Source organism: Niallia sp. RD1, assembly GCF_024219955.1.
GTDB classification, from domain to species: domain Bacteria; phylum Bacillota; class Bacilli; order Bacillales; family Cytobacillaceae; genus Niallia; species Niallia alba.
The window spans coordinates 1,540,001-1,554,091 of record NZ_CP100420.1; the positions used below are offsets into that span (position 1 = coordinate 1,540,001).

Consider the following 14,091-nt stretch of genomic DNA (forward strand, 5'->3'; position numbering starts at 1 on the left):
CCATTTAAAGAGTGCGTAATAGCTCACTGGTCGAGTGACTCTGCGCCGAAAATGTACCGGGGCTAAACGTATCACCGAAGCTGTGGATTGACATCTAATGATGTCAGTGGTAGGAGAGCGTTCTAAGGGCGTTGAAGCTAGACCGTAAGGACTGGTGGAGCGCTTAGAAGTGAGAATGCCGGTATGAGTAGCGAAAGATGAGTGAGAATCTCATCCACCGAATGCCTAAGGTTTCCTGAGGAAGGCTCGTCCGCTCAGGGTTAGTCGGGACCTAAGCCGAGGCTGAAAAGCGTAGGCGATGGACAACAGGTTGATATTCCTGTACCACCTTTAAATCATTTGAGCAATGGGGGGACGCAGGAGGATAGGGTAAGCGTGCTGTTGGATTAGCACGTCCAAGCAGTTAGGCCGGTAATGAGGCAAATCCCATTACCATGTCAGCTGAGCTGTGACGGCGAGGGAAATATAGTACCGAAGTTCCTGATTCCACACTGCCAAGAAAAGCCTCTAGCGAGATTTATGGTGCCCGTACCGCAAACCGACACAGGTAGGCGAGGAGAGAATCCTAAGGTGAGCGAGAGAACTCTCGTTAAGGAACTCGGCAAAATGACCCCGTAACTTCGGGAGAAGGGGTGCTCTTTTGGGTGTTAAAGCCCGAGAGAGCCGCAGTGAATAGGCCCAGGCGACTGTTTAGCAAAAACACAGGTCTCTGCGAAGCCGCAAGGCGAAGTATAGGGGCTGACACCTGCCCGGTGCTGGAAGGTTAAGAGGAGGGGTTAGTCGTAAGACGAAGCTCTGAATTGAAGCCCCAGTAAACGGCGGCCGTAACTATAACGGTCCTAAGGTAGCGAAATTCCTTGTCGGGTAAGTTCCGACCCGCACGAAAGGTGTAACGATCTGGGCACTGTCTCAACGAGAGACTCGGTGAAATTATAGTACCTGTGAAGATGCAGGTTACCCGCGACAGGACGGAAAGACCCCGTGGAGCTTTACTGCAGCCTGATATTGAATTTTGGTACAGCTTGTACAGGATAGGTAGGAGCCTTGGAAGCCGGAGCGCCAGCTTCGGTGGAGGCATTGGTGGGATACTACCCTGGCTGTATTGACATTCTAACCCGCACCCCTGATCGGGGTGGGAGACAGTGTCAGGTGGGCAGTTTGACTGGGGCGGTCGCCTCCTAAAAAGTAACGGAGGCGCCCAAAGGTTCCCTCAGAATGGTTGGAAATCATTCGTAGAGTGTAAAGGCACAAGGGAGCTTGACTGCGAGACCTACAAGTCGAGCAGGGACGAAAGTCGGGCTTAGTGATCCGGTGGTTCCGCATGGAAGGGCCATCGCTCAACGGATAAAAGCTACCCCGGGGATAACAGGCTTATCTCCCCCAAGAGTCCACATCGACGGGGAGGTTTGGCACCTCGATGTCGGCTCATCGCATCCTGGGGCTGTAGTCGGTCCCAAGGGTTGGGCTGTTCGCCCATTAAAGCGGTACGCGAGCTGGGTTCAGAACGTCGTGAGACAGTTCGGTCCCTATCCGTCGTGGGCGTAGGAAATTTGAGAGGAGCTGTCCTTAGTACGAGAGGACCGGGATGGACGCACCGCTGGTGTACCAGTTGTCTTGCCAAAGGCATCGCTGGGTAGCTATGTGCGGAAGGGATAAGTGCTGAAAGCATCTAAGCATGAAGCCCCCCTCAAGATGAGATTTCCCATAGCGTAAGCTAGTAAGATCCCTGAAAGATGATCAGGTTGATAGGTCAGAGATGGAAGCGTGGCGACATGTGGAGTTGACTGATACTAATAGATCGAGGACTTAACTAAAAAGAAAAGCGGAAACGCCTGTTTATCGGCGTACAAACTGGAAGAGTTTCGACTGAGATAAAGGAAACACAGTGAACGAGAGTGAACTGATGTTGACTTATCGTAGGGAGGAGATCGGAAGTTTGATAGGCGATAGGCGTTGGAGCTGGACAATTGATTACTTATTTCTTTCTTTTACTTCATAATCTAGTTTTCAGGGAATAATTTTTTTAAATTATACTTGAAAAAATCTCGAAAACATGTATAATAATATATGTCTTGAGAAAAATAGTCTGGTGGCGATAGCGAGAAGGTCACACCCGTTCCCATACCGAACACGGAAGTTAAGCTTCTCAGCGCCGATGGTAGTTGGGGGATCTCCCCCTGTGAGAGTAGGACGTCGCCAGGCATACCATTTGTTCCGCAGTAGCTCAGTGGTAGAGCATTCGGCTGTTAACCGAACGGTCGTAGGTTCGAGTCCTACCTGCGGAGCCATTATTTTTGTTCATATGTTAGCCAAAGTGCTTCCATAGCTCAGCAGGTAGAGCACTTCCATGGTAAGGAAGAGGTCACCGGTTCGAGCCCGGTTGGAAGCTTAAGAAAAAGAAAATATGGCCCATTGGTCAAGCGGTTAAGACACCGCCCTTTCACGGCGGTAACACGGGTTCGAATCCCGTATGGGTCACCATTATGGAGGATTAGCTCAGCTGGGAGAGCATCTGCCTTACAAGCAGAGGGTCGGCGGTTCGATCCCGTCATCCTCCACCATTAATTTTTAAAAGCATATAGATTTATCGCCGGTTTAGCTCAATTGGTAGAGCAACTGACTTGTAATCAGTAGGTTGGGGGTTCAAGTCCTCTAGCCGGCACCACTTTTTTAATTGTCATTAGTTTGAATATCGGAGGGGTAGCGAAGTGGCTAAACGCGGCGGACTGTAAATCCGCTCCTTCGGGTTCGGCGGTTCGAATCCGTCCCCCTCCACCATTTATCATTGGACAATATTAAGATATATGTCCTTTTTATATTTTTGGGCTATAGCCAAGCGGTAAGGCAACGGACTTTGACTCCGTCACTCGTTGGTTCGAATCCAGCTAGCCCAGCCATCGAGCCATTAGCTCAGTCGGTAGAGCATCTGACTTTTAATTAGAGGGTCGGAGGTTCGAATCCTCCATGGCTCATATTATTTAAACCAAACACTGAAGTGTTTGGTTTTTTGTGTTCTTTTTATTTATTTTCAAAGTATATTTCTACTGGCATACATGTATCCTACGTCTTCTTTTGCTATTTTAATTTCCGAAGTCTTTTTTGAATATTCGCATATATATACATAAAAATGTTGAGTTGAGTCATTGATTTAGAAAAAGGTACAATATAAGGAAATAGAGACAAGAGGATGGGGAGGATTTTTATGAAGAAGCTAACTATTATTGGAATGCCTATGGATCTTGGACAAATGCGTAGAGGTGTAGATATGGGACCAAGTGCTATACGTTATGCTGGAGTATTTGAAAGACTATCAACGTTATTTTCCTCTATTGAAGATTGGGGCGATATTTCAGTTGGAAGACCAGAAACCATAATAGATGAACAAAGCAATCTGAGAAATCTTCATTTGATAGCAGAAAAAAATCAAAGACTTGCTGAAATGGTAGATAAAATTATTCAATCCAAATCCTTTCCTCTTGTATTAGGTGGAGATCATAGCATAGCAATAGGAACACTAGCTGGTGTTTCTAAGCATTATAAAAATCTAGGGGTCATTTGGTATGATGCACACGGAGATTTAAATACTGCAGAAACCTCTCCATCTGGAAATATTCATGGGATGCCACTTGCTGCTAGTTTGGGATATGGCCATGAACTTTTAACCAATTTATTAGGTACTTCGCCTAAAATTAAACCTGAGCACGTAGTAATAATTGGTGCAAGGTCCTTAGATGAAGGTGAGCGTAAGCTTATAAAGGAATTGGGAATAAAAGTTTTTACGATGCATGAAATTGATCGCTTAGGAATGACAAAAGTAATGGAAGAAACAATTGAATATTTAAAGGATCATACCGATGGAGTCCATTTATCTCTTGATTTGGATGGACTAGATCCCAATGACGCACCGGGTGTTGGCACCCCAGTGCCCGGGGGAATAAGTTACAGAGAAAGTCATTTAGCAATGGAAATGTTAGCAGAATCAGGACTTATTACTTCTGCTGAATTCGTGGAGGTCAATCCGATATTAGATGAAAGAAACACAACCGCATCGTTAGCAGTAGCATTGATGGGCTCTTTATTTGGGGAAAAATTATTATAAGTTTTAAGAAGGTAACTTTATCCGAAATCTAAAAAGCAGTCATGGATGTGCGCTGCTGTTCATATGATAAGTGGGTTGAGAGTATGGATTAAAGTTACCTTTATTATTATTTAATCGATAATTCGCTACATTTTTTTTCATATTTATTTAATAACAAATCAAGTTTTGTGCTTATGTCAACAACTTAGGAGTGTGAAAAAGAAGTGTTGTTTGCCAAATAGATCATCATTTCACGATGTTCTTCAATGTCTTTTAATAGTTTTCTATCACTCATTTACTTCACCCTCTATATGTTTTTTAATATTTCTTCATTTATATAGCCTCAGTAAATTCAAATGTGCTTGACTTGATTTTAGCATATTATTACTTTTTTTATAACCAATTCTAAAAATTTTAAACATTATGTGGCATTATTTGTTAAAATAAGAATGAGTATCCTAAAAAAGACAGATGTGCATAATAGGGAGATTTTTCACTTCATGTAAGTGGAAATAAATATTTTTTAATACATAATAAAAAAATCTTTAATAAAAAATGAAACCTTTCCTGCTGTCGATTCGTAAATCGATTAGCCGCACTAGAGCGGAGGTAAATAGATGGAAGCATTAGTAAAAAAAAGGATCCAACAAGTTTTAAAAGGGGATAAAAATGCATTTGGTGACATAATCGAACTATATAAAGATAAAGTGTTTCAAATTTGTTATCGGATGCTAGGCAATAGGCATGAGGCAGAGGATATAGCACAAGAAGCTTTTATTCGTGCATATGTTAATATCCATCGATATAATATGGAATATAAGTTTTCGACATGGTTATATCGAATTGCAACAAACCTATGCATTGACCGTATTAGAAAAAGGAAGCCAGATTATTATCTTGATGCAGAGGTTCCAGGGACAGATGGCCTAAATATGTATTCGCAGATTCCATCAGAGGGGAAATTACCTGAGGAAGATGTGGAAAGTATGGAACTACAAGCAATGATACAAAGGGAAATTTCGAAACTTCCTGAAAAGTATCGAGCAGTCATAGTGTTAAAGTATATCGAAGAACTTTCTTTAAACGAGATAAGTGAGATTCTGGAGCTTCCTTTAGGAACAGTGAAAACGCGAATTCATAGGGGAAGAGAAGCGTTGAGAAAACAATTACGGTATGTCTGATAAAGAAGGTGAAATTAATATGTCTTGTTCAACAAAGATTATTTCCTATATGCATCAATATCTTGATGAAGAAATAGAAGAAGAAAATCTAAAAGAATTGAAGCAGCATTTAGATCAGTGTGAAGAATGTGCAACACATTTTCATGAATTGAAGAAAACCATCGCACTGGTCCAAAGCACTTCTCATATCCATGCGCCAATGAATTTTACAGAGAATATACTTGACAGGTTGCCAGAAGAGCCCAAAAGAGTAAGAGTGAAACGATGGCTACGGCACCACCCTATGCTTGCTGCTGCATCCCTTTTTCTTATCTTAATGGTATCAAGTTTAATGTCAGCATGGAATCAAGATCACCAATTCTCTGTATCAAAGCAGCCCAATATACTAGTGGAAAATAACACAGCTATTGTGCCTGAGGGAGAAACAGTAAAAGGTGATATTATCGTTCGAAATGGTGATATTAAAATAGAAGGACAAGTTGAAGGCAATGTAACAGTAATCAATGGAAAGAAGTATATGGCTTCTGCCAGTCAAGTTACTGGAGAAATAAAAGAAGTGAACGAAGTGTTTGAATGGCTGTGGTATCATATAAAGAAAACTGTAACTGATTTTACAGAGTTGTTTAGTAATGACGACATGAAAGTTAAAAACAGCCTCCCTGCAATTTAATTATAAATTGCAGGGTTCTTTGTATTTCTAAAGCGATAGGACTTTTATATTACTAGTATCGTAAGTTCATTTCTCTTTCGGGTAAAAATAGGGCTAAATACAATGATGGGACATATACTAATGATATGGACAATCTAGATACTTAGTTATGCTTTTCTTTGTATTAATTTGAATTGTGTTATAATATGATAATTGTAGGTTTTTTTCATTCCATTATTTATTTAATAGGAAGAACCTTTATAGAAAAAGTCATTTTTAAGTAGGCAGTAGTAACTTTTGAAATATACACTTTGGAGGAAGGAAAATGTCGTTTGCAGATTTCCCTTTTTTAAAATATTTAGCGAATACAGTAGACATTATCCTTGTTTGGTATGTCATATATAAAATTATCACAATAATTCGTGGGACGAAGGCTGTCCAGTTATTGAATGGAATATTTGTTATTTTGATTATTAAAATGTTGAGTGACTATTTCCAACTACAAACATTAGGCTGGATGATGCAGCAGGTAATACAGTGGGGGGCATTAGCACTTATTATTATTTTCCAGGGAGAACTAAGAAGAGCTCTCGAGCAGCTGGGACGAGGAAAATTCTTCTCACGCTCAGTAGTTCAAGAACATGAACTTCAGGAACAGTTAGTGGAATCAATTGTAAAAGCAGTAGACTATATGGCTAAACGACGAATTGGAGCTTTAATTACGATTGAAAGAGAGACAGGGATGAGTGATTACATAGAAACAGGTATCGCTCTCGATTCAAAAATATCTGCAGAGCTATTAATTAACATCTTTATTCCGAATACGCCACTACATGATGGAGCTGTCATTATACAAAAAACAAATATTGCTGCAGCCGCATGTTACCTTCCTCTTTCCGAAAGTCCATTTATTTCAAAAGAGCTGGGAACTAGGCATAGAGCAGCATTAGGTATTAGCGAAGTGACGGATAGCTTAACTGTTGTTGTTTCAGAGGAAACAGGGGCTATCTCTATTACAAAGAATGGTGATTTGCATAGAGAATTGAAACTAGATGCTTTTAGAGAAATGTTATCTAGTGCCCTGATAACACCTTCTACCAAACAAACCACGTCAAGTAAGTGGAGCTGGAAGGGGAAGAAAAATGAATAAACTGTTTAATAATGTAATAGGCAAAAATTGGTTTACCAAAGTACTATCTCTCGCATTCGCCCTTTTACTTTTTTCCTATGCATATGATCCCAACGAAAGTTCAACAGATGTGAACGTTCCTGGTGATTCAGAAACAGCTATTTTAGAGGACATTCCGGTAACAGCTTATTACGATACGGAAAATGTTGTTGTAACAGGTATACCGAAAACAGTTACTGTAACGTTAAGAGGGCCAACCGTTCATATACAGCAGGCTAAACTAAAAAAAGACTTTGAGGTATATGTTAATTTAGCAAATGCTGATTTAGGTAGTAAAACTGTTCCACTAGAAATAAAGGATTTATCCGATAAAATAAAAGCGACGATAGATCCTGAAACGATAAAAGTCACAGTGAAGGAAAAGGTTACAAAGGAATTTACTGTGGAAGCAGAATTTAGTAGTAATGCTATTGAGAAAGGCTATTCTGCTGGAACACCAAAGATTGAACCAAAAACAGTGAAGGTTACAGGAGCAAAAGACGAAATTGAAAAAATCGCCTATGTAAAGGCAAATGTTAATTTGAATGAAAATACAAATGAGGCAGTTAGTCAGCAGGCAAAAGTTTCTGTGTTGGATAGTAGTTTAAATAAATTAAATGTGCAAGTGGAACCAGAGACAGTGGAAGTGAATATTCCTGTTAAAAGAACGAGTAAAACAGTACCGATAAATATAGTCGAACAAGGTACACCACCTGCAAATATAAACATTGATTCGATTACGTTAGATAAAAAGGAAGCAACCATTAGTGGACCAGAAGATGTTTTGAAAGAAGTGGAAAGCACAAGGGTTGAAGTGGATTTAAGTACGATTGAAAAAGATGAGGAATTGACGTTACCAGTTATCATATCTAATGGAGTAACGTCTGTCGATCCAGAGCTCGTTAAGGTAACCGTAAAAGTAACTGTTGCACAAGAGGAACAAGAGGAAGAACAGGAAGAGGATCCACAAGAAAATCAGGATTCGGAGGAAACTGCTGCTACAGAAAAAACAGAAACAAGAATGATTAGTAGTATACCAATTAATATTCAAGGTCTAAATAGTAGTCTGGAAGCGAGCATTAAGAATCCAAGAAGTAGTAGTACAAGTCTTCGGATTTCTGGAGAACAAAACAGGGTAAGAGAAATGAGTATCTCTGATTTTAATCTCTATATAGATTTAACGGGAATGGATGATGGAGAGCACGAAGTACCTATTAAAGTAAATGGGCCAGCGGATATAGATTGGGAACTTGCCATTGATACAGCAAGTGTGTCTATTACAAATAAAGAGGCTTAACATAAAACGTGATCTATACTAGTTAGAAGGAGCGATATAGAAATGGGTAAATATTTCGGTACGGACGGAGTACGAGGTGTGGCAAATAGTGAACTAACACCAGAAATAGCGTTTAAGCTAGGAAGATATGGTGGTTTTGTCCTAACAAAAGACCACGATAGACCAAAGGTATTAATCGGAAGAGATACTCGTATTTCCGGCCATATGCTGGAAGGAGCGCTTGTAGCAGGATTACTTTCCATTGGTGCAGAAGTAATGCGCTTAGGTGTTATTTCTACACCTGGTGTTTCCTATTTGACAAAGGCACTAGGCGCACAGGCGGGAGTAATGATTTCTGCATCGCATAACCCGGTCGCAGATAACGGAATTAAATTTTTTGGACCAGATGGCTTTAAGCTTTCAGATGAGCAAGAGCTAGAAATAGAAGCACTAATTGATAAAGAAGAAGATAATCTTCCAAGACCGACTGGTGCTGACCTTGGTCAGGTAGATGATTATTTCGAAGGTGGCCAGAAATATCTGCAATTCCTAAAGCAAACAGTAGATGAAGAATTTGCTGGTATTCATATTGCGTTAGATTGTGCACATGGAGCAACATCTTCCTTAGCGATGCATTTATTTGCAGATTTAGATGCGGATATTTCCACAATGGGTGCGTCCCCAAATGGCTTAAATATTAATGATGGGGTAGGTTCAACACATCCAGAAACACTTGCTAAATTTGTTCTAGAAAAAGAAGCAGATGTTGGGTTAGCATTTGATGGTGATGGCGATCGTCTGATAGCTATTGATGAAAATGGTGATATCGTGGATGGCGATCAAATTATGTATATTTGTGCAAAATATTTAAAAGAAACGGGAAGATTGAAAAATAATACGGTTGTATCTACTGTAATGAGTAATTTAGGCTTTTATAAAGCATTAAAGCAACATGAGATTACTAGTATTCCAACTGCTGTTGGTGACCGTTATGTAGTCGAAGAAATGCGTAATAATGGCTATAACCTTGGTGGAGAGCAGTCAGGTCATATTATCTTCCTTGACTTCAATACAACAGGTGACGGACTTTTAACTGGATTGCAATTGGTTAATATCATGAAAGTTACAAAGAAAAAATTATCAGAGCTTGCTGGGGAAATGAAAAAGTTCCCGCAAAAGTTGGTAAATATTAAAGTGACAGATAAATTCCATGTGACAGATAATGAAAAGGTTAAAGAAGTTATTGCAAAAGTGGAACAGGACATGAACGGAAATGGAAGAATTTTAGTTCGTCCTTCTGGAACAGAGCCGCTGGTACGCGTTATGGCTGAGGCTCCAACAGAGGAATTATGTGAAGCCTATGTAAATGTTATTTCAGAAGTAGTTAAGAATGAAATGGGTTTACCAGAAGAGTAAGCTTAAACATAAGGAACTTATACTAATATCTATGCAATTAGGAACAAATATAGCACGATAGAATACATTATTAGGGTGAAGGGCACTTAAGAAATTAAATGCTTTTCACCCTATTATGATTTTATTTTCCGCTTTCGTGTCAGATGGATATCCTACTGCAATTAGAGAAATATAAAATTTACCGTTTTGTCACAGGAATGTATTTGACGAGGGGAATCGAGGTAGGGTATGATTAAATTGCTTTTGGAAAAAAGCCATTATGTGAAAAAGGAGGATAGGAGTGGAAATAGGAAAATGAAGCGCCTGGACTAGTGATGGACGACACGAAACTAGTTGACGAGGAGGAGGTTTATCGATTTTTCGGCGGATGCCTCCCGGTTGTGTTAGCCAATCGTAAGTACTACTTTAAAACATTAAGGCAACTTAATGCACAAAGAGTAGGGTATGCTAATAATATAAGTATTTCTTTTAAGTTGTATCATTTTACATTGTTTCGTTTTTACATGCTTATTCCCGGAGAAAATGGATGGGTAAGTAGGAAATCTAACAATGAAAAGTAATATGATTTATGAAAAAAATAATCAGAGGTAAGGGAGCAAGTTTGTTCCCTAAATAGTGACTTCTTGCTCCCTTAGAACGGAGGAAAAGAAGTATGTGCGGAATTGTTGGTTATATTGGAAACCAGGATGCGAAAGAGATTTTATTAAAAGGTTTAGAAAAACTTGAATATAGAGGCTATGACTCAGCTGGTATTGCTTTAAGCAATGGAGAAGGAGTGCAAGTTTTTAAAGAAAAAGGAAGAATTGCAGATCTTCGTAATATTGTGGACGAAGATGTGTTTGCACCTGCAGGAATTGGTCATACACGCTGGGCAACACATGGTGTACCAAGCAGATTGAACGCTCACCCACATAAAAGTGCTTCAGAACGTTTCACCATTGTTCATAACGGAGTAATTGAGAACTACGACTTACTAAAGAAAGAGTACCTTTCTGACGTTTCGTTAAAAAGTGATACAGATACAGAAGTAGTAGTTCAACTTATTGAACATTTTGTTGAGACAGGAAGCGATGTAAAGGCTGCTTTTGTTCAAACATTAAAATTATTAAAAGGGTCTTATGCTTTTGCTTTATTAGATGAGCAAAACAAAGACATGATATATGTGGCAAAAAATAAAAGTCCACTATTGATTGGTTTAGGCGAAAGCTTCAATGTCGTTGCTAGTGACGCAATGGCTATGCTTCAAGTAACAGATCAATATGTGGAATTAGTAGATAAAGAAATTGTAATCGTGACAAAAGACGCGGTAACCATTGAGACATTAGAGGGAGAAATTATTTCCCGGGAAGCTTATACGGCTGAATTGGATGCTAGTGATATTGAAAAAGGCACATATCCTCATTATATGCTAAAAGAAATTGACGAACAGCCATTAGCTATTCGCAAAATCATTCAAGAATACCAAGATAAAGATGGTAAGTTAAAAATTGATCCGGCTATCGTTGATGCTGTAAACGCAGCAGATCGTCTCTATATTATTGCTGCTGGTACATCATATCATGCTGGTCTTCTTGGAAAGCAATTTATTGAGAAATTAGCAAAAATTCCAGTTGAAGTTCATGTAGCTAGTGAATTTGGCTACAATATGCCGTTGCTTTCAGAAAAACCTTTGTTCATCTTCATTACACAAAGTGGAGAAACAGCAGATAGCCGAGCAGTACTAGTGCAAGTAAAAGAAATGGGCTATCCAACTTTAACAATCACAAATGTGCCAGGCTCTACACTGTCTCGTGAAGCTGACCATACCTTATTATTATATGCAGGTCCGGAAATTGCTGTAGCTTCAACGAAAGCTTATACTTCACAGATGGCTGTATTATCTATTCTTGCAGAAGTGACAGCAAAAAGTAAAGGCTATGAAGTGGATTTTGATCTTATCCATGAACTAGGCATTATTGCCAATGCTATGGAAGTCATTTTTGAAGATAAGGAAGAGCTTGAAGCAATTGCTAAAGAGTATCTTGAAACATCAAGAAACGCTTTCTTTATCGGACGTGGTATTGACTATTATGTTGTACTTGAAGGTGCATTAAAATTAAAAGAAATCTCTTACATCCAAGCAGAAGGTTTTGCAGGTGGAGAATTAAAGCATGGAACAATTGCTTTGATTGAAGATGGAACACCTATTATCGCATTAGCAACACAAGAAAGTGTTAACTTAAGCATACGTGGTAACGTAAAAGAGGTAGTGGCTCGCGGAGCAAACCCATGTATCATTTCCATGAAAGGTCTAGAAATGGAAGACGATCGCTACATCGTACCAGCTGTGCACGATCTGTTAACACCCCTTATCTCTGTAGTACCATTACAATTAATTGCTTACTATGCAGCACTCCATAGAGGCTGTGATGTAGATAAACCTCGTAACTTGGCTAAGAGTGTTACGGTAGAGTGATTTTGGTTGTAATAAAATAAGTTGTTGTCAAATCAAAATAAAGTTTGCAGAATGAGAAAAAAGTCTGCTTAAGAAGAAAAAAGTTTGTAAAAGCCTCGTGATTGTACCCAATATGGGTGTATTCACGGGGTTTTTAATTTAGCGCTGTAATCCTATTGAGGGGTCATTTAAGGTTCCATAATATATGGGTAATGACTGCTGAATTGCAGCGCAAGGGATTCCTATGTCTTCCTGCAGTGTAGAACACCGGAATCAAGCGAATTAACGAATTTCCACGTGTAACCTGATCCCAGTACGGTTCCCCATAAAATATATGAAAGGAAAGTTAAATGTAGGTAATGTCGGAAGTAAAGGAATGATGGGGTACAGGCGATAAACAGTCCGACCCTAGGCTAAGTAAGGGTGACTCAATATATATCGGGTGGTTTAAGGAATTGGGATTTTATCTTCGGATTTAATCTCGATTCTTCTTTCTTTTTAGCCCATCAGGGCTAGTCACACAAGGCGCTTTGAGACAACCATGCGAGGAGAAATTGTAAGAAAAGGCGTGAGGTCAGGTGGTGCAAGGGATAGTAGAGGGTTAAGGTGGGGGTGAGTTAGGGACAAACTAAAGGACGGGTGGACAAACGTAAGGTGTCCTATAATCTTCTTGTAACTGAGTTTAAAAAAGAAGGAGAAGTAGGGGCAAGACGGCTATGTACGAGGCTGAAGGATTAGACTAAATAATCGGGAACGTACCTACGATAATAAGTGGTTTTTTTGTTTAACAAAAACAATCTCTTTTAATAGCGAAGTTATTAGTTCAACTGGCTCATTCTAATAATGCCAAGGGTTTGACTGGTTCAATGTTGGTCCAACTTTTATTTTGTTAGAAAACAAGGAAGGAACATATGTTTGTTTAATTAAATATATGAATATATTTTACTAAGAAATAGGGAGGATAAACAAATGATAAAGGGAAAAGGCAAAAAGAAAAGCCCGGATTATATAAAAGCCTATCATAATGATTATGTTATTACGATAGGTAGGCATCCCCGCTTTAATTGGGTCACTCACACGGATAAAGATTATATGTATTTCTTATATATCACCCGTACAGAGAAGGATTTTGTCGGTAAAAATACAGCGCATGTGGGGAATATCAATGTTTTATGTCACCAACAAACATTCTACGATTATCACCATTTAATGTTAGTCATTGAACCGATATTAAGTGAATATATCTTGGAGAGTGAGAAAATCTTTAAGATTTGTATGCTTGTGCAAGAATTAGAATACCAAAGTGAAGACCCGCTCCACCAAGAAGCAAGTGGAGAATAACAGTAGGGAATACCCTACTGTCTTTTTTTCTCAATAAATATTTATATTAGTTTTTGAGAAATAAAGGTTTGGCCTACTAGTGTCAAACCAAAATGAAGTTTGATGTATGGGAAAAGTCTGTTTTAAAAGAAAAAAGTCTACACAAAGCCCCTGAGTGTATCCAGAGTATGGATATATTCACAGGGCTTTTTTATATAAAATCGTGGTCGTACGAGGTTCTCTGCGTGGATCAGGGTTACCCTTACGGGGGAGGTGAGGTAATCCCTGCATAAGTACAGCACAAGGGAAGTTCCCATGTCACTCCGAAGGGAGCATTGGAACCAACCCAATCGAGGGGGAGCCCACGTCCAGTAACGTGTAACACGCTTCAGACAGAAGCACTCGCCAATAAAAAAATAAATAAATATATAAATAATTAGGCATAGGTCACGTTGTAAGTATGGGAATGGTGGTGGTACAGGCGAAACCGTAAGGTATAATAGTCCCTCCACTTTCAAGGGAAGTCCACGTCCAGCAACGTATAACAGGCTTCAACAGAAGCACTCGCC

At 39.4% G+C, this 14,091-nt stretch carries 9 protein-coding genes, 8 tRNA genes and 2 rRNA genes (1 of these 19 running past the window's edge); all 19 read left to right on the plus strand.

The window, feature by feature from the left end; translation table 11 throughout:
• Window positions 1-1,814, plus strand: a 23S ribosomal RNA gene (locus NKG37_RS07280) (it extends 1,123 nt beyond the left edge of the window).
• A 271-nt stretch (window positions 1,815-2,085) separates the two neighbouring features.
• Window positions 2,086-2,202, plus strand: a 5S ribosomal RNA gene (rrf, locus tag NKG37_RS07285).
• Window positions 2,203-2,213: 11 nt separating this feature from the next.
• Window positions 2,214-2,288: transfer RNA gene (locus tag NKG37_RS07290), tRNA-Asn, on the plus strand.
• Between the two features lie 28 nt (window positions 2,289-2,316).
• Window positions 2,317-2,389 (plus strand) — tRNA-Thr (locus NKG37_RS07295).
• Between the two features lie 17 nt (window positions 2,390-2,406).
• Window positions 2,407-2,481, plus strand: a tRNA-Glu gene (locus NKG37_RS07300).
• A 4-nt stretch (window positions 2,482-2,485) separates the two neighbouring features.
• Window positions 2,486-2,561, plus strand: a tRNA-Val gene (locus tag NKG37_RS07305).
• A gap of 28 nt (window positions 2,562-2,589) precedes the next feature.
• Window positions 2,590-2,665 (plus strand) — tRNA-Thr (locus NKG37_RS07310).
• A 29-nt stretch (window positions 2,666-2,694) separates the two neighbouring features.
• Window positions 2,695-2,778: transfer RNA gene (locus tag NKG37_RS07315), tRNA-Tyr, on the plus strand.
• Window positions 2,779-2,822: 44 nt separating this feature from the next.
• Window positions 2,823-2,897, plus strand: a tRNA-Gln gene (locus NKG37_RS07320).
• Between the two features lie 2 nt (window positions 2,898-2,899).
• A tRNA-Lys gene (locus tag NKG37_RS07325) sits at window positions 2,900-2,972 on the plus strand.
• A gap of 230 nt (window positions 2,973-3,202) precedes the next feature.
• Entirely contained in the window at window positions 3,203-4,099 is an 897-nt protein-coding gene (rocF, locus tag NKG37_RS07330; protein WP_254416029.1) for an arginase, read from the plus strand.
• 596 nt (window positions 4,100-4,695) lie between these two features.
• The gene (gene sigW / locus NKG37_RS07335) at window positions 4,696-5,259 is read left to right on the plus strand and encodes an RNA polymerase sigma factor SigW (protein ID WP_016201458.1); all 564 of its coding nucleotides are present in this window, start codon (window positions 4,696-4,698) and stop codon (window positions 5,257-5,259) included.
• A gap of 19 nt (window positions 5,260-5,278) precedes the next feature.
• Complete coding sequence (locus NKG37_RS07340) at window positions 5,279-5,929, plus strand: anti-sigma factor family protein (RefSeq protein WP_254416030.1); 651 nt, start codon at window positions 5,279-5,281, stop codon at window positions 5,927-5,929.
• A gap of 304 nt (window positions 5,930-6,233) precedes the next feature.
• The gene (gene cdaA, locus NKG37_RS07345) at window positions 6,234-7,058 is read left to right on the plus strand and encodes a diadenylate cyclase CdaA (protein WP_101729171.1); all 825 of its coding nucleotides are present in this window, start codon (window positions 6,234-6,236) and stop codon (window positions 7,056-7,058) included.
• A complete protein-coding gene (locus NKG37_RS07350; protein ID WP_254416031.1) occupies window positions 7,051-8,373 on the plus strand; it encodes a CdaR family protein in 1,323 nt (440 codons plus the stop codon). The genes cdaA and NKG37_RS07350 overlap by 8 nt, the downstream gene beginning before the upstream one ends.
• Window positions 8,374-8,415: 42 nt before the next feature.
• Window positions 8,416-9,768 carry a phosphoglucosamine mutase gene (glmM, locus tag NKG37_RS07355; RefSeq protein WP_254416032.1) on the plus strand — a complete coding sequence of 451 codons (1,353 nt, stop codon included), beginning with the start codon at window positions 8,416-8,418 and terminating at the stop codon, window positions 9,766-9,768.
• A 314-nt stretch (window positions 9,769-10,082) separates the two neighbouring features.
• On the plus strand, window positions 10,083-10,328 hold the full coding sequence (locus NKG37_RS07360) for a hypothetical protein (protein WP_169187609.1): 246 nt from the start codon (window positions 10,083-10,085) through the stop codon (window positions 10,326-10,328).
• 92 nt (window positions 10,329-10,420) lie between these two features.
• Complete coding sequence (glmS, locus tag NKG37_RS07365; protein WP_101729169.1) at window positions 10,421-12,223, plus strand: glutamine--fructose-6-phosphate transaminase (isomerizing); 1,803 nt, start codon at window positions 10,421-10,423, stop codon at window positions 12,221-12,223.
• Between the two features lie 948 nt (window positions 12,224-13,171).
• Entirely contained in the window at window positions 13,172-13,543 is a 372-nt protein-coding gene (locus NKG37_RS07370) for a hypothetical protein (protein WP_169187619.1), read from the plus strand.
• The last annotated feature ends 548 nt before the right edge of the window (window positions 13,544-14,091 follow it).

Coding starts and splice junctions, on each gene's coding strand:
- rocF (WP_254416029.1), top strand. CDS start 3,203: ATGAAGAAGCTAACTATTATTGGAATGCCTATGGATCTTGGACAAATG.
- sigW (WP_016201458.1), top strand. CDS start 4,696: ATGGAAGCATTAGTAAAAAAAAGGATCCAACAAGTTTTAAAAGGGGAT.
- NKG37_RS07340 (WP_254416030.1), top strand. CDS start 5,279: ATGTCTTGTTCAACAAAGATTATTTCCTATATGCATCAATATCTTGAT.
- cdaA (WP_101729171.1), top strand. CDS start 6,234: ATGTCGTTTGCAGATTTCCCTTTTTTAAAATATTTAGCGAATACAGTA.
- NKG37_RS07350 (WP_254416031.1), top strand. CDS start 7,051: ATGAATAAACTGTTTAATAATGTAATAGGCAAAAATTGGTTTACCAAA.
- glmM (WP_254416032.1), top strand. CDS start 8,416: ATGGGTAAATATTTCGGTACGGACGGAGTACGAGGTGTGGCAAATAGT.
- NKG37_RS07360 (WP_169187609.1), top strand. CDS start 10,083: ATGGACGACACGAAACTAGTTGACGAGGAGGAGGTTTATCGATTTTTC.
- glmS (WP_101729169.1), top strand. CDS start 10,421: ATGTGCGGAATTGTTGGTTATATTGGAAACCAGGATGCGAAAGAGATT.
- NKG37_RS07370 (WP_169187619.1), top strand. CDS start 13,172: ATGATAAAGGGAAAAGGCAAAAAGAAAAGCCCGGATTATATAAAAGCC.